We start from the raw sequence: 20462 nt of genomic DNA, 5'->3' as shown, positions 1-20462 counted from the left end.
ACATGGGCCTCAGGCCTTTCGGGCGTGCAGCAGCAGGATCGAGGCCGCGCCCGGCACCGCGCAGGCGAGCCGGTCCAGGGCCCGCAGCGGCCGGGGCACGCCGTGGAAGGGCGCGCCCGCGAGCCGGACCACGTCGAAGCCGGAGGCCGCGACGAACTCCCGCAGCGCGCGGGCGGTGTACAGGCGCAGGTGCCCGACGACCTCGCGCCCCGGGCGGCCGTGGATGGCGCGCAGGCTCACCTCGGAGAACACCGGCTGCACCCCGGCGAGCAGCAGGCCGCGGTTGTACCAGGCGGCGAGGTTCGGCGTGGAGAGCATCAGATGGCCGCCGGGGCGCAGCACCCGGCGCAGCTCGTCGAGCGCGGCGTCGGGGTCGACGAGGTGCTCGACGACCTCGCTGAACAGCACCGCGTCGACGGTCCCGGCCGCGAACGGCAGGCCCCCGTCGGTGAGTTCACCACGTACGACGTACGGCAGGTGACCGCTCGCGCGGCGCAGCGCGTCCTGGGACCAGTCGACGCCGATGACGCGGTGCCCGGCGAGCAGCGGCGCCGCGACCCGGGCGGCCGAGCCGTCGCCGCAGCCCACGTCGAGGACCACGCGGGCACCGCGCGTGGCGGGGCCGAGCGCGGCCGCGAGCATCCGGGCCTGCCGCAGGCTGCGGGCGTCCCCCGAGGCGACGGGGACGGCGGGGTTCTCGTAGAAGTCCCGGAGTCCGTGCGGGCGTTCGGGTGAGGTCCGTTCGGCCGTGCCGGGCGTGCCGGTTGCAGTCACGGGGCGGGCTCCTCCTCGGTTGCGTGGAGGTAGTGCTCGAAGAGGTCGCGGAGCCGGGCGCCGTCGCCGTGCCCGAGCAGCGTCCGGGACCAGCGCAGGGCCAGGTGGAGCCGGCCACCGGTGGACGCGGTGGTCACGGTCAGGCCGCGCGGCATGCGGGCGGGCGCCGAGAACCACACCGCGTGCGCCGCCCCGGCGTCGCCGAAGTCGAGCGCGTACGGGATCCGGCCGATGTTGCTGAGCAGCGTCGTCGACGTCCACGGCGCGGCGGCCCTGCGCAGCCCCCGCGTGACGGCGGCCCGCACCCCGACCGGCAGGACCGGCGCGGTGAGCAGCGTCGCGCCGTGGCCGAGCTGCGGCCGGGACAGGGCCTTGAGGGCCCGGGTGCGGTCGGAGGTGCGGCGAAGGAGCGTACGGACGTCATCGGGGCGGGGCTCCGCGTCCAGGAGCGGGGTCAGCTCGTCGGCGCCGAAGGGGACCTCGACGAGCCGCGTGCCGTTGCCGATGGGCATCGACATGTCGCGCGGCCGGTCGTCCACGGGCATGGTGATGCGCAACGGCCGGGGCTTCGCCCCGTGTTCCCGGTTCCAGTGCGCGATCATCAGCGCGGTCGCCACCATCAGCTGGTCGTTGACGGTGAACGGCGAGCCCTTGGGCCTGCGCGGCACCGGCAGCTCCGCGACCAGCATGCCGTTGCCCGGCGAGGGCTCCGGGGAGCCGTGGGCGACGCGGGCGGGCGGCGCCCACGGCGAGGGCAGGTCCGGCGCGTCGGCCGCCACGGCGGCCGCGGGGGCACGCGTCGGGGGCGCGGCGGGCGCGTTGTCCCGGCCCCCGTACAGCTCGGCGGCCGTGGCGAGGACGCGCAGACACGCGGGCCCGTCCAGGGCGGTGTGGTTGATGGTGAGGAACAGGACGCTGGCGGTGCCGCTCGTCTGCGGGGTGGCCACGACCTCCAGGCGTACCGGCGGGGACGCGGTCAGCGGCGGCGCGTCGTACAGCGCCCGCTCCCGCACTCGCTTGAGGCCGTCCGCCCGCGCGTCCGGGAAGGTGACGACCTCCACGTCCGGGCCCTCGGTCAGCTCCCACTCGTAGCGGCGCCGGTACCAGGCGCCGCGCGCCTCCCGCATGAGGATGCGGGGGTGGCGGCGCAGCGCCTCGGTGAACGCGGCCCGCAGCCGGTCCGGGTCCGGGGTGCCCGGCAGGTGCACCTCGATGTGAACGGTCTCCGGCTCCTCCTCCTGGAGGCAGTGCCGGGCGACCTCGTCGACGACGGGGAACGGCACGCGGCGCGGCGGACGGCCGGGGCCGTCCGCACGCCGGGCCGGATGCTCCAGCGCGGTCATGGCCGGTGTTCCTCTCCTTGCTGCTCCGTGCCGTCGGCGGGCTTCCGGTCGCGCGGCGGCGGGGCCGGCTGTGTCCCCGCCGGTGGCCCGGCGGGCCCCGCGGGGCCGAGCGGCAGCGTCGTCGCGGACGGGTCGCTGCCCCGGGGCGTCCCGGGCTTCGCCAGCGGATCGGCGCCCGTGGGCCCGGCCCCCGGCGCCGCCGGGGCGGCCGCGGGTGGCTTCGGCGATCCGGCGGGCGGCGCGGCCGGCCCGGGCGCGGGCGCTCCGCCCGGGCCCTGGGCCCCGGCCGGGGCGGCCTCCCGCACCGACACCAGGGCCGCGAACAGGCCGATGAACGCCATGACTTGGGCCGCGTGCCCGAAGGCCCCCTCGTCCGCCGCGACCGTCTCCCCGGCACCGACGGCGGCGGCGATCCCCGCCCCGGCGAGCGCGACGAAGGCCAGCGGCGCGAGCAGCTGGTGCCGCCGCCACGCGAGCACCGCGAGGGCGGGCACGAGCAGCGCGAACCAGCCCGCGACGACCACGGCCACCAGGGTCAGGGCCACCGTGCCGAGGATCAGGCCGGGCGCGGGCGGCGCCACGTCGGGGCCGTCCGGATTGGCGTCCTTGCGGCGCACGAACACGAGCACCACGAGCGCGAGGACACCGACACCGCCGCCGATGAGCCCGGCCTCGTACGCCGTGGACGGCTCGTAGCTGAGCTTGACGGTGCCGCCCTCGCCCGCCGGGATCAGCCAGCCCTGCTGCCAGCCGTCGAGCCGCACCTCGCGCAGCTCCTCGCCGTTCAGGGTGGCCTTCCAGCCGTCGTTGACGTTCTCGTACGTGGTGAGGTACGAGGCCGCGCCGTCCCCGACGGTCAGCTCGCGCCGGTCGCCCAGCCAGTCCTTGACGCGCAGCTCGCGCGCGGTGGTGTCGAGGTTGCCGGGCGTGCCGCGCGTCAGCGTGACGTCGGTGAGCGCGAGCGGGCCCGCGTCACCGGCCTCCACGGTGTGCTCGCCCGCGCCGAGGTTCACCTCGGCCTGGGGCTTCGGCCGCCGTTCGCCGCGCTCGCAGAGCGTGACCTCGACGGGCCGCCGCTGCACGAGGTCGCGCACGGTGCCCTTGACGGACGTCGGGTACAGCTTGCCGTCGACGGCCACCTCGGGGCCCTGCCCGCAGGCGAGTTCGAAGGTGCGCCCGGCCCGCGGCTGCTTGGTGCGGAACTGGTCGAGCGCCGGGACGTACGCCTCGGTGAGGCCCACGGGCAGCTGGAGCTTCTCGTCCGCGACCGGGTTGTGCAGGGTCAGGGGCGCGGTCTTGGTGATGGTGATGTCGAGCCGGTCGGTGGTGATCGGCGTGAAGCGCGCCATGCCGTTCTCGTCGACCCCGGCGACCGCCGCGCCGTCCGGCGAGCTGATCTCGATCTTCTCGGCCCTGGTGGAGAGGCCGCCCGCGGGGGGAAGCACGATCTCCCCGACGGGCACCTTCCCCGGCCAGCGCAGATGGATCACGGGGCTGTCGCCGGCGATCCACGCGGTGGTCAGGTCGCCGTCCGTCAGGTTGCGCGCGGACAGGCCCGTGCCCATGCCGGACGTGGAGTCGGCGCTGGCCCGGATCTGCTGGCGCTGGTCGGGCGCCACGTCGTAGAGCAGCTCGTCGAGCCGGGAACCGGGCACGGCGACGGCGCTCATCCGCACGTCGTACGTGTCCTGCCCCTCGGTCGTGAACCGGCGGTGCAGGCCCGGCTCGGAGGTCACGGGCGACAGGCCGCTCTGGTCGGCCGAGCGGTGCATGGAGTACGTCGTCGCGTCGGCGTCGGCGCCCTCCGTGCCCTTCACGTCGTTCGGCATCCGGAGCAGCTTGGTCACCTGCACGCCGGGGATGCGGATCTCCGCGAACCCGGCGCCGGTCAGACCGTGGGTCGCGATCTGGGAGTCCAGGATGGTGATCTTGATCCAGTCGGTGTCGCCCGGCACGGCGGCGACGCGCTGTGTCGTGCCGTTGGCCTTGAGGAACGACTCCTTCGCGCCCTTCTCGGTCTCCACCCGCACCCGCGTCGGGGCCGCCCGCACCCCGTCCTGGGGCAGCGGCGTCACCTTGAACGACGCGGGGACGGCCGTCTTCTTGCGGAACTCCGCCTTGATCCACTCACCGTCGGGGCTGCCGGGGTTGCCCTCCGTCCAGGCCGTGTCGGGGTTGCCGTCGAAGGCGTTCACGGGGTCGTACTGCGGCAGGTGGAAGAGCCAGTTGCCGTAGGAGGACGCCGTCACCGACTTCGCGCCGCGCAGCTCCGCCGTCGTCTGGTGCTCGATCCCCTTGGTCGGCAGGATCTGATGCGGCTTCCTGCCCGGGTCCTGGAGCGCGTCCGGCGCGTTCTTCTCGTCGCGCGTGTACGTGTACGAGGTGTTGGTGTTGATCAGGCCGAAGCGCGTGTCCGCGCGCCGCAGCCCGTCACCGACCGCCTGGAGCCCGGGCGCGGACCCGAGGCCGGGGTGGTTGTCCCCGGTCAGGACCACCGGCCGGTCGCGCAGCTGGGGGTCGGCGGACAGCGGGAGCAGCGCCTCCGGGCCGCCGCTGACGACGGCCGTGTTGGACACCGGCTTCAGGCCCGCCTGGCCGGGGCGCGGCGTGCCCTTGCCCGGCGTGTAGATCTCCACCGCGCGCTGGCGCGGGTACAGGCCCTCGACCTGCACGGGCGTGTCGTCCGCGATCCGGCCGCCGGTCTGGGTCGGGCCGAAGCCGGTGACCCGCGTGTAGCCGGACTGCTCCAGGGTGCGCTTGACGGTGGCCGTCGGGACGTGGCCGATCTGGTCCGGGTCGAGGTCGTTGCGCACGACCACGTAGTACAGGCCCGCACGCGTCAAGTAGTCCTTCAGGCCCGGCACTTGGCCGCCGGTCATCAGGGCCTGCTCGACGGCGTCCATGGCGCGCCGGTTGCCGGGCGTGCCGAAGGGCACGTAGTCGCGCTGGGCCCAGCGCGAGTCGGCCTGCACGTCGAGGGGCTGGTCGATCGGGGAGCCCCAGGTGTAGATGCCGTGCGCGGACGCGGGCACCACCAGGGCGCGCGAGTCCGGTGAGTACTTGTCCAGCCAGTCGGCCGTGGCCTGCCAGTGGTTCGGCAGCTTCTTGAACGAACCGGGCTGGAGGATCGAGCCGTTGAGGTAGGGCCACAGCAGGCCCGGCAGCACCAGGACGGCGGCGATCAGGGGTGCGTACCGCCGCCCCGGCAGGGCCCGCGCGCCCCGGGCCCGGCCCACCACGCCCGCGAGGTGCGCGAGACCGAGGGCGAGGGCGAGGGCGAGGCCCGTCTGGAACTTGTAGATGTTGCGGAACGGCACCAGCCAGCCGTTGAGCCAGTCCTGCACCGTGCCGTGGAAGAGCGCCCCGAAGGCGCCGCCGTACCCGGCGAGCAGGACCAGGGCGGTCGAGAGGACCGTCAGGGTCAGCCAGCGCCGCTCCGGCAGGTCGCGGCGGGCGAGCCCGGCGAGCCCGAGCCCGGCCGCGAGCGCCGAGCACACGACGGTGACCACGGAGGTGGCGACCGTCCAGCCCGCGGGCAGCCAGGCGTCACCGAAGTGCAGATACGCCACCCAGTTCCCGGCGCCGCGCAGCGCCTCGGTGGCCGACATGGTGCCGGTCGTGGTGGCCGAGTTCTCCACGTACGGCAGGAAGTTCTCGCCGTAGATGCCGAGCAACAGCAGCGGCACCACCCACCAGGCGGTGGCCAGGATGACGCCCGGCACCCACCAGGTGATGAGCTTGCGCTTGCGCGGCCCGTTCGGGCGCGAGAGCAGGTACAGCGCGACGGGAAGCAGCGAGGCCAGCGTCGAGGCCGCGTTCACACCGCCCATGAACGGAATGACCAGGGCCGAGCGGAACGCCGCGATCCGCGCGGTCACGCGGTCGTTGGTGAGCGGGAGCAGCACCCACGGCAGGAACGCGCCGGGCAGCGCCGCCGCCGACGTCGAGCCGATCACCACGGTGAACGTCGGCCAGAGCGCGTACACCGCGGCGCCGAGCAGCCGCGAGCCGCGGCTGCCGATGCCGAGCCGCTCGGCGAGCCGAAGGGCGCCCCAGAACGCGGCCGTCACGATCAGCGAGAACCACAGCCGCTCCGCGATCCACACCGGCACCTGGAGCAGGTCGGTGAGCGCGTAGTACGGCAACATCGGGAAGGCGTACCCGATGTACTGGTCCTGGAGGCCCCCGAAGCCGCCCCGGTCGTGCCACAGCTGACCGAGGTCGGAGAGGAACTGCCATGGATCGACGGCGACACCGAGCTTGGTGTCGAACGTCATCCGCCCCGGCTTCACCGCGAGGAAGCACACGAACGTGACGGCCCAGAACCCGACGGGCCAGCGCCGCCGGCGCGGGCCGTGCTCGGGTTCGGGCCGGCGCGCCGCCGGCCGCGTCGCGGCCGGGGGAGGGGCCTGGACCGTTGTGGTCATGGACACCGCCTGAGGATGAGGAGAAGGTTCCAGGTCGTGAACTCACGCACGCCCGGAACCTTCGCCACGGACTCGGCGAGGAACGGCCAGTAGCGCGAGCGCGCGGTGACGACGGTGACGTCGTCGCGCGCCCGCACCTGTCTGAGCGTGGGTCCTATGTGGTGCTTGTGGAGGTTGACGCCGAGCGTGTGCTTGGCGGGTGTGCCGGTGCGCCGCTCGTAGCGGGCGCGGGCGCGCTCGGCGCCCAGGTAGTGCCAGGGCGCCCACTCGTGGCCGCCCCAGGGGGACAGCCAGTTCGTGAACGCGACGTAGATGAGGCCGCCGGGGCGGGTGACCCGCACCAGCTCGCTGAGGAAGGTCTGCGGGTCGGCGACGTGCTCCAGGACGTTCGAGGAGAACGTGACGTCGGCGGCGCCGGTCGCCACGGGCAGCAGATAGCCGTCCGCGACCACCGCGCCCTCGGGCGGCTTGGCGCCGGAGGCGTCCCGCGCGCCCAGCTCCCGCAGGTCGGGCTCGAAGAGGAACGCCTGGGCGCCGCGTCTGCGGAACTCCTCGGTGAAGTAGCCCGCGCCGCCGCCCACGTCCACGACCACCTTGCCGTTCACGGGCAGATACCGCTCGACCTGGTCGGCGGCGTCCCGGGCGAGCAGCGCGTAGCACCGCTCCGGTTCCTGCCGCTCCCGCAGGAAGGCCCGGAAGAGGGTCGCGGAGCGGCGCAGCGAGGGATCCTTCACCCGGACCCCTCAGGACGTGCAGCGGACGGCTGCTCGTGCGCGGCGACCGCCTCGGCGGCCACCGCGGCGAACTGCCGCACCGTGTTGGCCCAGCGGAACTGCGCGGCGCGCTCGGCGGCGGCCTTGCCGAACGCCCGGCGCCGCTCGGTGGAGAGCGCGAGCGTGCACCAGGCGGCGGCGAAGGAACTCTCGCCGCCCGCGAGCAGCCCGGTCACGCCGTCCTCGACGGAGTCCCGTACGCCGGGTACGTCGAAGCCGATCGCGGGCGTCCCGCGCGCCGCGGCCTCGGTGACGACCAGGCCCCAGCCCTCCACGGCGGAGGGGTGCAGGAGCAGCCAGGCGGCACACAGCAGCCGGTGCTTCTCGGCCTCGGAGACGTGCCCGGTGAAGTGCACGTCCGGGCCCGCCATCCGTTCGAGGCGGGCCCGCTCGGGGCCCTCGCCGACGATGACGAGCCGGCCGCCGGTGACCGGGCGGACCCGCTCCCACAGGCGCAGCAGCAGGTCGACGCGCTTGTACTCGACGAGACGGCCCATGGCCAGGAAGAGCGGTTCGTCGGAGCGCTCGTGCAGCGGCCCCGGCTCCTCGACGCCGTTGTGCACCACTCGGATGCGGTCGCCGTCGACGCCCAGGTCGCGCAGAGCGGTGGCCGTTGATTCGGAGACGGCGACCAGGAGGTTGCCGCGCTGGGCGCCGGCGAGCGCCCAGTGTTCGAGCTTGCGCCCGAGCCGGGCGGCCGGGGCGAGGGGGCCCTGGAAGCGCATCGCCCACAGCTCGGTGTGGACGTGGTTGACCAGGCAGAGGGTGGGGCCGCGGTGCCACAGGGGCGCCAGGTACGGCATGCCGTTGCACACCTCGACCAGGAGGTCGCTGCCGCCGACCTGGCGGCGGTAGGCCGAGCGGGCACGCAGGTAGTGCCCCAGGTCGCCGCCCGCCGACACCACGCGGTAGTCGCGGTAGGCGGCAGGACCGCCGCACAGCAGCGTGACCTGGTGACCCCTGCGGGTCAGCCCGTCGGCCAGGCGGTCGACGAGGAGTTCGGAGCCGCCTGCCGCGGGGTTGTCGAGATCGCGGCGGGCGAGGAAGGCGATCCGGCGCGGCTGCGGGGGGAGCGCCGGAAGGAGCCGCGCGGTCCGCTGGGCGGCGGGGCGCAGCGACGACGGCACGTGCTGGGGCATGGGGTGCTCCAACTCGTCTCAGGGTGCGGTGTGGGGGGATCGGACGGCGGTGCGGTGGCGCTCTTTCCTCGGCTGTGGTGGCGGACGGATGGGGCTCGGCGGGTTCCGCGTACTGCGTGGGGGCGGGATCCCGCAGGTCGGTCGGGGTGGTCGGGTGCTCGGGGGTGGTGCGGGCCGGTGCGTGGGTGGGGTGGATAGTTTTCGCCGCACCGAACGGTGCGGCTACTCACCGGCGTGACAATTTCGGGCCTTCTTAGAACTGACGTCTCATCACATCGTGCTGGATTGCAGGGCGCTTCGTGAGGTATCGGAATGTGGACCTTCCGCATCCGGATTTCCACCGGGTCCGTCCGGGCCATTCGGGCCGCTCGCGCCGTTCGCGCCCGCCCTGCGGCCGCGGACGACCAGAGCGCCGCCGAACACCGTGAGCGCCCCGCCCAGGACCACGCAGAGCAGCGGCAGCGTCTCGCCGACCAGCTTCAGGCGCGAGCTGTCGTCCTCGGCGAGCTTGACCTGGGCCCGCTGGGTCTTCTCGGTGAACGCGATGCGCTGACTGTCCAGGAGGACCGTGCGGTCCTTCTTGCCGCCGGGCGCCCGCAGCGTCTTGCGCGGGCCGAGGGCCGCGTAGATGATCCGGCCGGTGCGCTTGTCGGCGACCAGCTCGATCTTGTGGTTGGCGTACCACTCCTCGGCCATGACCTGGCTGCGCCTCGGCAGGCCGACCAGGCGCCCGGGGACCTGCCGCGTGCCGGTCTTCGTGGCGGCCACCGTGCCCGTGAAGCGGTAGCCCTCGTACCCCTGGATCTTCTTCTCACCGCGGAACTTCAGCGGCACGGTGCCACCGAGGGTGGGGTCCCACCACAGGTAGTCACGTTCCTTGAGGTCGAACGGGAACTTCAGATACGCGTCGCCCTCGAAGCGCGGCTTCTCGCCGCAGCAGTGGACGGGCTTGTTGGTCCTGCGGTCGGTCACCCAGCGCTCCTGGGTCCACTGGAGCGCGTCGTGGGGGTCGGCCGCGGGCAGCGTCTTGTCGGGGTCGATGGAGGTCACCACGTCCCAGATCGCGCGGCCCGACTTCTCGCTGTCGGCGACGTCGCCGCGCACCTGCCGGGTGATGGTGAGGTTCTGATCCGTGACGGTCTTGATCTTCGAAGTGTCGAAATAGCTGCCTTTGCCCTTGAATACGGTGATCTGATCGACGTCGATCGGCGTGCGTTTCGCCCGCGGCTCGACGTACCAGGCCAGCATCGGGGCCAGGACCAGCAGAAAGACACCGAGACCGAGCAGGACCAGGGACAAGGGCGAGGCTGTACGGCGCGTCATCCGGCGCTCCTGCCGTGAGGTGAACAGGGGGACGGTCGAACACAGAGCTGTGGAACGGTCGGGAACAAGCTGTGGAACCGTGGAGCACGAACATCTCGATCACGGGTCGGTCACACGCCGGTCCGGCGGCTCAACTGTGAGGCATTACCGCTGAGTTGCGCCGGTGCTTCGGTTCTGTTGCTGCTGAGTTGCCCGAATCGCTGCGGCGGTGTCACCGGGGTGTTACCGACCCGTATGAGCCGCGAACGCTAGGCGGACCCTTGACGCAGTGTCAATGGTTGTCGACACTGGGCACCTGCCGGACGGGGCCGGTGACGGGCCGGTTATCGCCTCCGCACGACCGGACAGATCAGGACCAGGGTGGGGTCCGACCTCCAGCAGAGAGGCTGACCCTCGTATGCACCGACTGCTCGCCGCGGCACTGACCGCTGCCGTCGCCGCGGCCCTCGCCGTGGGCGCCGGCCTCGGTATCGTCGCGCTCCTGAACGCCACGCCCGACCAGCCCAACCGGCCGCTCGTGCACTACGAGTCACCGGACCGTGACCAGCGGGACCAGTGATCCGTCCATGTCCGCCGTCCCCGACGTCTCCGAGAGCGAGCGCCCGACCATGACTCGCTCGGCCTGGCGCGACGTGCCGCCCCTCCAGGTCAGACGCTTCGCCGCGCTGGCCCTCGAAGAGGTGCCCGTGCTCGCGCAGGACATCCTGCGCGAGATCCGCGCCGAGTACCCGGGCCTGCCCGTCGTCCTCGACGACTCCGGCGAACCCATGGCGCTCGTCGGCATCCGCCGGGCCCTCGAAGGCTTCGTGCAGCAGCTCGCCGCCGCCGACCGGCCGCGGTACCACCCCGAGGTCTTCCAGGAGTTCGGCCGCGGCGAGGGCCTGGAAGGCCGCAGCCTCGACTCGCTCCAGGCGATCTATCGCCTCGGGGTCCGGCTCGCCTGGCGCCGCCTCGCCGAGATCGGGCAGCAGACCGAGATCCCGCCCCCGGCCATGTACGAGCTGGCCGAGTCCGGCTTCGAGTACCTGGACGGCCTGGTCGACCAATCGGTGCGCGGCTACGCCGAGGCCGCGGCCCGCCAGGCCGGGGAGCGGTTGCGGCTGCAACGCAAGCTGATGGAGTCGCTGCTCGCCGAGCGCCGCCCCGAGCCGCAGCCGAACTCCGTGCTCGGCGCCGACGGCGGCCTGGACGAGCGGGCCGCCCGGGTCGGCTGGCCGCTGCCCGAGCGCGTCGCCGTGGGCGTGCTCCTGCGCCCGGCGCGCGAGGCGGTCGCCCCGGCCGTCGGCGAGGGCGTCCTCCTCGACATGGAGGCCGAGCAGCCCCGGATGGTCGTGCCCGACCCGGACGCCGCGGGCCGCCCCGAACTGCTGCGCCGCGCCATGGCCGGCTGGTCGGGCGCCATCGGCCCGCCCGTGCCGCTCGCCGACGCCGCGAAGTCGCTGCGCTGGGCGCAGGCGGCGGTCGCCTTGATGCAGCGCGGACTGCTGCCCGCGGGCGAGGTGCTGCTCTGCACCGAGCACACCGAGGCCCTGGTCCTGCTCCAGCCCGAGGAACTCGTCGAGGACCTCACCCGGCGCTGTCTCGCCCCCCTCGAACACTGCGGCCCCGCCCATGGCCGCCGCCTGGCCCAGACCCTGCTCGCCTGGCTTGAGACCCGCGGCGGCGCCCCCGAAGTCGCCACCCGGCTCGGTGTGCACCCGCAAACCGTGCGCTACCGCCTGCGTCAGATCAGGGAGCTGTGGGGCGACGAGATAGACGACCCCGACCGCCGCTTCGAACTGGAACTGGTCCTACGGGCCCGCCGCCTACGAGGCGAACTGGGCCGCCCCTGACTTAGCGCCCCAAAGGGGAGCGGGGCTGTGTCCATGTGCGGCTCCGCCGCGCGGGCGCGACCAGCCCGAAGGGACCCGCAGACGAAGAGGAAACGGGGAGGGCGAGGGCGCTAGCCCTCGCCCAGCATCCTGCGCAGCAACCCGCGAAGGGACTCACGCTCGGCCCGGGAGAGCTGAGCCAACGGCTCACGCGCGAAGTCCAGGGACTCGCGCAGACTCCGCGCGGTCCGCAGCCCCTCCTCCGTCGGCGCCGCCAGCTTCACCCGCCGGTCGGCCGGGTCGGGGCGCCGCTCGACGAGGCCGCGGGCCTCCAGGCGGTCGACGATCCCGGTCACGTTCGACGGCTCGCACTTCAGCTTCTGGGCGATGCGGCGCATCGGCATCGGCTCCAGGGACAGCAGCCCGAGGACGCGCGCCTGCGCCCCGGTCAGGGTGTGCTTGCCCGCCGCCACCTCGTACTCCTCGTGATAGCGCGCCACGACGGTGCCGATCAGCTCGACGACCTCGAGCGTCAGCGGGTCGATCCGGGAGGCGGGGGAGTTCTGCGTGACCATGTCCCTCAGCGTACCCATTTACTTGACAATCTAAAATATCGAAGCGCATGCTTATTTCAGAACCTGAAGCATTGGGCCCGAGGCCCCGGACCCCAGAAGGTGCCCGGGGCCCGGCCCGACGTCCGAGGAAGTCTGAGGAGGACACCCCCATGTCCGTCACCCCCGAGCAGCTCCCCGCCACCGGCCGTGCCTGGCACCTCGTGCGGCGCCCGCACGGCTGGCCGGTCCCGGAGGACTTCGCGCTGCGGGAGGTCCCCGTCGAGGCCCCGGCGGAAGGCCGCGTCCTGGTCCGGAACCTGCACTTCTCCGTCGACCCGTACATGCGCGGCCGGATGAACGACGTGAAGTCGTACATCCCGCCGTTCCAGCTCGACCGGCCCATGGACGGCGGCGCGGTCGGCGTGGTCGTGGCCTCGAACGCGGACGGCCTCGCGGTGGGCGACCACGTCCTGCACTTCGCGGGCTGGCGGGAGTACGCCACGGTGCCGGCGCAGCACGCGACGAAGGTGGACCCGGACCTGGCCCCGCTCTCGGCGTACCTGGGCGTGCTCGGCATGACGGGCCTGACGGCCTACGCGGGCCTCCTGGAGGTCGCCTCCTTCAAGGAGGGCGACGCCGTCTTCGTCTCCGGCGCGGCGGGCGCGGTCGGCAGCCAGGTCGGGCAGATCGCCCGCCTCAAGGGCGCCTCGCGCGTCGTGGGCTCGGCGGGCTCGGACGACAAGGTCAAGCTCCTGGTCGAGGAGTACGGCTTCGACGCGGCCTTCAACTACAAGGACGAGAAGCCCGTCGTCGACCAGCTCAAGGAGGTGGCCCCCGACGGCGTCGACGTCTACTTCGACAACGTGGGCGGGGAGCACCTGGAGGCCGCCATCAGCCGGATGAACGTGGGCGGCCGCGCCACCATCTGCGGCATGATCGCGGGCTACAACGACACCGAGCCGACCCCCGGCCCGCGCAACATGGCCATGATCATCGGCAAGCGCCTGCGGCTCCAGGGCATGCTCGTGGGCGACCACGAGAGCCTCCAGCCGCAGTTCGTGCGCGAGGTCGGCGCGTGGGTGCGTTCCGGCGAGCTGAAGTACACCGAGACGTTCGCGCACGGCGTCGAGAGCGGTGTGGAGGCGTTCCTCGGCATGCTGCGCGGCGAGAACACCGGCAAGATGATCGTCTCGCTGGACAGCTGAGAACTTCCGCTACTCGGTAAGGTAATTCCAGATCGCCGGGCCGTCGGGCGCGCGGAACGGCACACACCAGGAGGATCCGACACTCATGTCCATCCAGAACATCGACGTCAAGTACACCGCCGTGGCCACCGCGGAGAACGGCCGCGACGGCCGGGTCGCCTCCGACGACGGCAAGCTCGACGTCGTCGTGAACCCGCCGAAGGAGCTGGGCGGCAGCGGGGCCGGCACCAACCCCGAGCAGCTCTTCGCCGCCGGCTACAGCGCCTGCTTCCAGGGCGCGCTCGGCGTCGTCGCCCGCCGCGAGAAGGCCGACATCTCCGGCTCCACGGTCACCGCCAAGGTCGGCATCGGCCAGAACGAGTCCGGCGGCTTCGGCCTGGAGGTCGAGCTGGTGACCTCCATCCCGAACGTGGACGCGACCACCGCGCAGTCCCTGATCGAGCAGGCCCACCAGGTGTGCCCCTACTCGAACGCGACGCGCGGCAACATCAAGGTCGACATCAAGCTCGCCTGACCTGCTCCCCGCCCACCCGCCCCGACGCAGGGGCGGGTGGGCGGGTGCTTCTCAGCCCGCCCGCCGGAACAGGGCCTGTGCCACCTGGGCGTACAGCCCCTTCGGGTGCGCCCGGAACAGCGGCTCTGTGCCGAACAGGGTCACCCGGGAGCCCCCGGCGGCACCGGAGACGACGGCCGCCTGCCCGGCCGCGTCCGACGGCCCGCCCCGGCCCCCGGCGGCGGCCCGCCAGTGCCCGGACACCAGCGGATTCCCCGAGCCGTACGACTGCTCGACCCGCACGCCGTCCCCGAGCCCGGTGAACCACACCGGGGCGTAGACGAAGCTGGACCCGGCCGCCCCACGGGCATCCCGCACGCGCACCACGCCGTTGGCGTCGCCGTTGCCCTCGACGGCGGTGACGGGCAGCAGCCCGGCCGCGGAGTTCAGCGCGGCGCCCTCGGCACCGCGCCCCACCAGGCCGCCCCCGCGCGTGAAGAACGCGTCGAGCCGGACCCTCGCCTCGCCGGTCAGCTTCCCGCGGTCCAGGCCCGCCGACACGAACAGCACGTCCGTGCGGCCCCAGTCGAAGCCCGAGTTGAGGACGTCCGTCGACACGGGCACCACGTCGAAGCCCATCTCCCGCAGCGCGAACAGTTCGCCCGGTGTCACCGCGGCCGCGACCCGCGTGCGCCGCAGCACCTCGCCGCCCCGCGCCTTCGTCGCGAAGAAGGCGACGTCGTACTCGGCGGCGGCCTCCCGAGCGAGCCGCCGCGCGGAGCCGGGCACGATCGCGCTGCCGTCCCCGGAGTCGCGCACCACGACCCCGTCCCCGAGCAGCGAGTTCAGCGCCGCGACCGCGCGCGGGTCGTCGAGCCGCAGCCGCAGGTCACCGCGCGGGGCGACGTACGCGACCCGCGCGGAGGCGTGCACGCGCCGCGCGGGCACCCGCGCCGGGTCGCCCTTGCCCACGGACGTCACGGTCGCGCCCCACAGCCGCCCCAGGCTCCAACCCGAGATGTCGTACATGGCCGACACCTTGGCGCTGATGTCCCGGCCGTCGGCCAGCAGCACGTTCGCCAGCCCCCGCTTGGGCTGGCGCATGTCGACCACGTACGAGCCCTTCGCGTACACGCGCCCGCCGAGCCGGAAGCCCTCGGTGGCGCGCCGCACGCGCACGTCGTTGGCGAGCAGGTGGTCCACGAGCCGGGACGCGGCCGCCGCCGAGCGCTGGTCACGGCCGCCCGCCGGGATCACGTACGCGCGCGGGAACCTCGTCGTGTAGACGTCCTCCGGGCCGATGCCGGGCACACCGGGCACCGTCTCCTTCGAGACCGGCACCTGCTTCGCACCCGCCGCGCCGCGCCGGAACACCTCGATCTGGTCCGCGATGAGCGACCGCCCCTCGCGGTCCGCGAAGGCGATGCTCGCCTTCATGGCCGCGCCCGCGATGTCCACGTTGATGGCCGAGCGGCGGCGCAGCTCGGCGACCGGCTGGGAGTCGTACTCCTTGTTGTTGACCTGCATCGGGAACTCGATGGTGTGCGCCGCGACCGCGCCGTGGAAGGGCATGTACTGCGGCGTGAAGATCGGCGGCCAGTCGTCCCAGCCCTCCTTCTGGTCCCGGAAGGGGATGATCGCCGGCTGCACGCCGTCCTTCGCCTCGGTGTAGCCGAGGCCGTTGACGGCCTTCTCCATGCCGAGGGCGTTGGCGTAGCTGTTCTTCAAAAAGAGGTCGTACTCGTAGTTCTCGCCGTGCGGCGGCGTGGTCGGCTCGATCAGCGTGCCGTTGACGTAGCCGTGCAGGTCGATCATCACGGCGGGCTGCTTGGTGACGGCGACGCGCCGCACCGCGCGCGTCTCGGGCTGCGATGCGGTGACGAAGTCGCGGTTCAGGTCGAAGCCGCCCGCGTTCGCCCGGGTGCCCGCGATCCGGCCGTCGGGGTTCATGGTGACGTTGAAGTACAGGCGGTTGCGGCTGAGGAGCTTCCGCGTCCCGGCGTCCTTCGCCTTCGCGAGCTTCCTGATGAGCTTGAGGGCCGCGTCTGTGCCCTCCCACTCGTTGCCGTGGATGTTGTTGTTGATGAACACGGGCGTCTTGTACGAGGACTTGATCGCCTTGTCCCTGGCGGCCGCGGCGGGCGCGTCGCTGATGAGGCGGCGCATCCGCTCCTGCCGCGCGGCCTCGCGCGCCGACTCGGGCGCGGTCACCGTCACCAGGTACAGCTCGTGGCCGCCCGCGGAGCGCCCGGCTGTCTCCACGCTGACCCGGTCGCCGATCCGCTGGATCTCGTTCAGCTCGGGCGCGATGGCGTGGTACGGGGTCAGGCCCAGCTTGATGGACTTGTCGGCGGGGTCCGCCGGCTCCGGGTCGAGCCTGCGCTCGCGCGGGTAGCCGCGGACCGCGCCCCCGCCCAGTGACACATCGGCGCCTTCGAGGGCCCGCCGGGCCGCGGCCTCCGGCGTCCTCGCCGCCTTGTGGGGCGAATCGAGCGGCGTCCCGTCGCGGATGACGGGGCGCGGCGCGGGCCGGGGGTCGGCACTGGCGCCGCCCGGCGTGAGCGCGGTGAGAAGGAGCGTGCCCGCGGCGGCCGACGCGGTGAGCAGAACCGGTCTGGATGGCCGGGATGTCCCCATCCGTACCTCCCTTGGAAGATCCTGAGAAACGCTGGGAAACGCTGAGAGATCAGGTAGGGGAGGTCTACAGGGTGAACTCCTCCGCAACAAGAGGGTTTTCACCTACCGGATAAGGTGTGCCGCATGCGTGATCTAGGTCAGGGCTTCGGCTATCTGGTGAAGGGGCAGCGCTGGGTCGCCCAGCACCGCAAGCAGTACGGCTGGGGGCTGCTGCCCGGCCTCATCACCCTCGTCCTCTACGCGGCCGCGCTCGTCGCGCTCGCGCTGTGGGGCACCGACGTCGTGTCCTGGGCGACGCCGTTCGCCGACGACTGGGGCTCCCCGTGGCAGGGCGCCTTCCGCGGCTTCCTCACCGCCCTGCTCTTCGCCCTCGCCCTGCTGGTGTCCGTGGTGAGCTTCACGGCCGTGACGCTCCTCGTCGGAGAGCCGTTCTACGAGTCCCTCTCGGAGCAGGTCGACGTCTCCGTGGCCGGCTTCGCCCCCGAGTCGGGCCTGCCGCTCTGGCGCGACCTGTGGATCTCCGCGCGCGACAGCCTGCGCATCGTGGTGCGGGCCCTGCTGTGGAGCGTGCTGCTCTTCGGGCTCGGCTTCATCCCCGTGGTGGGCCAGACCGTGATCCCCGTCCTCGGCTTCCTCGTCACCGGCTTCTTCCTGACGGAGGAGCTGACGGCGGTCGCCCTCCAGCGCCGAGGCGTGCAGCTGCGCGAGCGCCTCGCCCTGCTGCGTGCCCGCAAGACCCTCGCCTGGGGCTTCGGCGCGCCGCTCGCGGTGGTGTTCCTGGTGCCGTTCGTCGCCGTGTTCCTGATGCCGGGCGCGGTCGCGGGCGCGACCTTGATGGCCCGCGACCTGCTCGACGAGGACGCCGACCCCACCCCCGCGGACCCGCCCCGCACCTCCACCACGGCGTAGCTCCGCCTCAATCTGTCAGCCCCTCCGGCGTTTGAGGAGCGGGGGTCTGGGGGCGGAGCCCCCAGGAAGCGGGAAGGGGCGCCTAGCCGTCGGCCCCGGCCTCCACCGCGGCCACCACGATCCGCCGCGTCTGCCCGACGATGTCGGCCCGGTTGCGCAGGAACTCGGGGTCGGTGACCGCCCCGGTCGCCGGGTCCGTGTTGCCCGCACCGAACTGGAGCACCGGCGTGTGCACATGCCCGCCGGGCAGCCGGTCGTGCAGGCCGAGCCGGTCGCGGAGCAGCGTCGCGCGGTAGGCGATCTCGTTCGACAGGTAGTCGCCGCCACCGCCCTGGCGCGCCGTCGACCCGGGCGTCGGCCCGTCGGGCCGGTTCACGGGGGCGCTGCTCCCCGCGGGGATCTCGGTGACGGCCGTGTTGTCGTAGACGGGGAAGCGGCCGGTGGAGGCGGCGACGATGTCCTTGTACGACAGGGTCGTCGTGGTCCACTGCGGCTGCGACGCGGGGTCGGCGACCGGGACGGTGCCGGTGCTCGACAGGTTCTCGTTGTCAGCGAAGCCGCCGCGCCAGGCGCCGTTGGTCCGCTCGACGTCGAACTTGCCGACCCGTCCCTGGCTGACGGTCGTGAACAGGTCCACGCGCGGCAGCTGCCGCCGCAGCGCCCGCTCCACGGCACCCTCCGCGAAGTCCGTCCAGCGCACCGGGAACGTGACCGTCTCGATCCGGACGGGGCCCGCGGCCGTCCGCACGACCGTCCCGTCGAGGGCGAGCGCCGCCGCGCCGGACGGGTTGCTGATCCGGACGTCCCGGTCGAGCGTGAACGGGTCGAAGCCGGTGAGGAGCACCCGCTTCATCCGCTTGCCGTGCCCCTTGGGGTACGTGACCGCGTCCTGGCCCCGGGACGACGTCTCCAGCTTCCGCAGCAGCCGCGCGCGCCGCTCCGCGCCGAGTTCGAGCCCCTTCGGCTCCCAGGCCCGCAGCTCACGCGTCATCCCGAGCCGCGCCCAGTACAGCGGCCGGTCGTCGTCCCGGCTCAAGCCCGCCCGTCGCCCGCCACCACCCTTCTGAGGAAGCGCTTCGCGCCCTTCTTCCCCCTGCGGCCCCCGCCCCTGCACCCGGTCCACGGCACGCTGCCACAGCGCCTGCCCGTGGCGTACGACGATCCGCTCGGCCTGCCCGTACGACTGCGCCCGCTCCAGGGCCCGCGCGAACGCGGGCGCCACCGCGTCGAAGCCGCTGCGGCGCAGGATCTCCTGGGGCACCGCGCGCTCCAGGCGCTGCTCCTCGACGGTGGGCGCGGCCCCGCGCGCGGCGGGGGAGTCGGCGAGGGCGGGCGCGGCCGAGGCCCCGAGCAGCAGTGCGGCGCCGAGCGCCCCGAGCCGGAGGCCGACTATGTGTGACGAAGCCACGAGAGTCCTTCCGTTGCAGGTGAGGTGGCCGCAGTATCGCGGGGCGGGGGAGCCGCGCGCTACGGGCAGGGGATCTTCGACCTGGCTTCTCGGCGGCAGGCCTCCGCCCCGCGGCGCGGCCCGCCTCCCCCGCGCGGCGGAGGCGGACCCCCCTCTGTGCCGACGCCCCGGCCAGGGCCCGCGCACCAGCATGGGACGCATGCCGAGAGTCAACTCCCTGCCCGGCGTGCCCCGCTGGGCCGCGCTCGCCGCACACGCCGTGCCGTGGCTCGTCCTGCCGTCGAGCCTGTGGCGCGTCGCCCTCGTCCTGCGCCTGCCCGTGTCCGACTACGCGCCGGGGCCCGGAGAGTCGCTGTACGTCCTCGCGCTCAGCGCCGTCTCGGAGGGCCTGGCCCTGCTGACGCTCGGCCTGGTGCGGCCGTGGGGCGAGGTCGTGCCCCGCTGGATACCGCTGCTCGGCGGCCGCCCGGTGCGCCCGCTCGCCGCCGTGGTCCCGGCCGCGCTCGGCTCCGTGGCGCTCGCCGTGATCTGGGCCTACGCCTTCTGGAGCGTGGGCACCGGCATGGAATCGGGCGTCGGCCCCGGCGGCATGGGATCGCCCGCGCAGGACGCGTTCCTGGTGCTCTGCTACGCCCCGTTGCTGCTGTGGGCGCCCCTGCTCATGGCGGTGACCCTGGCCTACCACCGCCGCCGCACGGCGCGCCCCTCATCCGGCGAGCCGTCGCCCGGACTCCCGCAGGGCGGCCAGGAACGGCTCCACGCTGGGCGCGCGTGAGCGTCCCCGCGCCGTCGCCGCGTACACCGCGCGGGCCGGCGTGCCCTCGTCGCGGACCGGGACGAGCGCGACGTCCCGCCGTACGCCCTGGGCCGCGAGCGCGGGGATCAGGGTGACGCCGAGCCCGGCGGCGACGTACCCCTGTTTGGCGGTCCACTCGCCGACCACATGGGCGACCCGCGGCGCGAAGCCGTGCCGCAGGGCGGCGTCGAGCAGGGTGCCCGCGGGCTCCGCGCTGCCGGAGATCCAGTCCTCGCCGGCCAGGCGGGCGAGCCCCAGGGACGCCTCGCCCGCCAGGGGGTGCGCGGCGGGCAGGGCCACGTACAGCGGCTCGTCCAGGAGGTGGTGCAGCTCGTACGCGTCCTGAGGCAGCGGGCCGCCCGTCGTCGAGACCACGGCCAGGTCGAGGTCGCCGTCCGCGAGGCGGGTCAGGAGCGCGCCGGTGAAGCCCTCCTCGCGCGCGAGCGTCACCCCGGGGTGCCGCGCACGGAACGCGGCGATGGCGCGCGGCACCAGGGCCACGTCCGCCGTCGCGAACGCCCCGAACCGCAGCAGGCCGCCGGCGGCACCGTCCAGGTCCGTCAACTCCTGGCGCAGCCGCGCGAGTTGGTCGGTGACGGCCTGCGCGTGCGGAAGGACGGACCGCCCGTGCGCCGTGAGCCGCACCCCGCGCGGCAGCCGGTCGAAGAGCGGGGCCCCGCCCAGCGCGGCCTCCAGCGAGGCGATCTGCCGGGACACGGCGGACTGCGTCAAGGAGAGCCGCCGCGCCGCCACCGTGAACGAGCCCTCCCTCGCCACCTCCAGGAAGGCCCGCAGCCAGAAGGTGGACAGATCGGCGTCCCCCGGGCCGCCCGGCCCGCCCGTCCCACCATGCGTGGTCTGCATGCCAGC

General features: G+C 73.7%; 16 protein-coding genes. 6 read left to right on the top strand and 10 right to left on the bottom strand.

What is annotated here, in order from left to right:
* Positions 1-9 precede the first annotated feature (9 nt).
* From AC07GB_RS09850 to pgfA, 6 genes are all read right to left on the bottom strand, one after another.
* Positions 10-774 (bottom strand): class I SAM-dependent methyltransferase, encoded by a 765-nt coding sequence (locus AC07GB_RS09850; protein WP_478843400.1) that lies wholly within the window; start codon positions 772-774, stop codon positions 10-12.
* Complete coding sequence (locus AC07GB_RS09845) at positions 771-2117, bottom strand: condensation protein (RefSeq protein WP_478843398.1); 1347 nt, start codon at positions 2115-2117, stop codon at positions 771-773. Before AC07GB_RS09845 ends, AC07GB_RS09850 begins: the two co-directional genes overlap by 4 nt.
* Entirely contained in the window at positions 2114-6544 is a 4431-nt protein-coding gene (locus AC07GB_RS09840; protein WP_478843396.1) for an alpha-(1->3)-arabinofuranosyltransferase, read from the bottom strand. Before AC07GB_RS09840 ends, AC07GB_RS09845 begins: the two co-directional genes overlap by 4 nt.
* Positions 6541-7278: a class I SAM-dependent methyltransferase gene (locus AC07GB_RS09835; RefSeq protein ID WP_478843394.1), complete on the bottom strand. Its 738-nt coding sequence runs from the start codon at positions 7276-7278 to the stop codon at positions 6541-6543. The genes AC07GB_RS09840 and AC07GB_RS09835 overlap by 4 nt, the downstream gene beginning before the upstream one ends.
* Complete coding sequence (locus AC07GB_RS09830; RefSeq protein ID WP_478843392.1) at positions 7275-8456, bottom strand: glycosyltransferase family 4 protein; 1182 nt, start codon at positions 8454-8456, stop codon at positions 7275-7277. The genes AC07GB_RS09835 and AC07GB_RS09830 overlap by 4 nt, the downstream gene beginning before the upstream one ends.
* A gap of 270 nt (positions 8457-8726) precedes the next feature.
* Entirely contained in the window at positions 8727-9779 is a 1053-nt protein-coding gene (gene pgfA / locus AC07GB_RS09825; protein ID WP_478843390.1) for a cell envelope lipid trafficking protein PgfA, read from the bottom strand.
* Between the two features lie 397 nt (positions 9780-10176).
* On the opposite strand from pgfA, the gene AC07GB_RS09820 reads away from it, so the two are divergent.
* Both AC07GB_RS09820 and AC07GB_RS09815 read left to right on the top strand, forming a co-directional pair.
* Positions 10177-10338 (top strand): hypothetical protein, encoded by a 162-nt coding sequence (locus tag AC07GB_RS09820; RefSeq protein ID WP_478843388.1) that lies wholly within the window; start codon positions 10177-10179, stop codon positions 10336-10338.
* 7 nt (positions 10339-10345) lie between these two features.
* Complete coding sequence (locus AC07GB_RS09815) at positions 10346-11611, top strand: PucR-like N-terminal domain-containing protein (protein WP_478843386.1); 1266 nt, start codon at positions 10346-10348, stop codon at positions 11609-11611.
* A 110-nt stretch (positions 11612-11721) separates the two neighbouring features.
* Here the strand turns inward: AC07GB_RS09815 and AC07GB_RS09810 are convergent, their stop codons facing one another.
* The gene (locus AC07GB_RS09810; protein WP_478843384.1) at positions 11722-12165 is read right to left on the bottom strand and encodes a MarR family winged helix-turn-helix transcriptional regulator; all 444 of its coding nucleotides are present in this window, start codon (positions 12163-12165) and stop codon (positions 11722-11724) included.
* A gap of 149 nt (positions 12166-12314) precedes the next feature.
* Between AC07GB_RS09810 and AC07GB_RS09805 the strand changes: the two genes are divergently transcribed.
* Both AC07GB_RS09805 and AC07GB_RS09800 read left to right on the top strand, forming a co-directional pair.
* A complete protein-coding gene (locus AC07GB_RS09805; protein ID WP_478843382.1) occupies positions 12315-13349 on the top strand; it encodes an NADP-dependent oxidoreductase in 1035 nt (344 codons plus the stop codon).
* Positions 13350-13434: 85 nt separating this feature from the next.
* A complete protein-coding gene (locus AC07GB_RS09800; protein ID WP_478843380.1) occupies positions 13435-13863 on the top strand; it encodes an organic hydroperoxide resistance protein in 429 nt (142 codons plus the stop codon).
* Positions 13864-13914: 51 nt separating this feature from the next.
* On the opposite strand, the gene AC07GB_RS09795 is transcribed toward AC07GB_RS09800, so the two are convergent.
* Positions 13915-16479, bottom strand: a complete 2565-nt coding sequence (locus AC07GB_RS09795) for a M14 family zinc carboxypeptidase (protein WP_478843378.1) — start codon at positions 16477-16479, stop codon at positions 13915-13917.
* A 123-nt stretch (positions 16480-16602) separates the two neighbouring features.
* Between AC07GB_RS09795 and AC07GB_RS09790 the strand changes: the two genes are divergently transcribed.
* Positions 16603-17388, top strand: a complete 786-nt coding sequence (locus tag AC07GB_RS09790) for an EI24 domain-containing protein (RefSeq protein WP_478843376.1) — start codon at positions 16603-16605, stop codon at positions 17386-17388.
* A gap of 82 nt (positions 17389-17470) precedes the next feature.
* Here AC07GB_RS09790 and AC07GB_RS09785 read toward each other — a convergent pair whose 3' ends face one another.
* Positions 17471-18796 carry a pyroglutamyl-peptidase I gene (locus AC07GB_RS09785; protein WP_478843374.1) on the bottom strand — a complete coding sequence of 442 codons (1326 nt, stop codon included), beginning with the start codon at positions 18794-18796 and terminating at the stop codon, positions 17471-17473.
* A 199-nt stretch (positions 18797-18995) separates the two neighbouring features.
* On the opposite strand from AC07GB_RS09785, the gene AC07GB_RS09780 reads away from it, so the two are divergent.
* Positions 18996-19571 (top strand): hypothetical protein, encoded by a 576-nt coding sequence (locus AC07GB_RS09780; RefSeq protein ID WP_478843372.1) that lies wholly within the window; start codon positions 18996-18998, stop codon positions 19569-19571.
* Here the strand turns inward: AC07GB_RS09780 and AC07GB_RS09775 are convergent.
* Complete coding sequence (locus AC07GB_RS09775) at positions 19503-20456, bottom strand: LysR family transcriptional regulator (RefSeq protein ID WP_478843370.1); 954 nt, start codon at positions 20454-20456, stop codon at positions 19503-19505. The two genes, AC07GB_RS09780 and AC07GB_RS09775, sit on opposite strands and share 69 nt — an antisense overlap.
* Positions 20457-20462 lie beyond the last annotated feature (6 nt).

The sequence above is a fragment of the Streptomyces sp. NPDC045778 genome (assembly GCF_056431945.1).
Note: the sequence above shows the minus strand (reverse complement) of the source record. Positions and strands in the feature narration are given on the sequence as shown.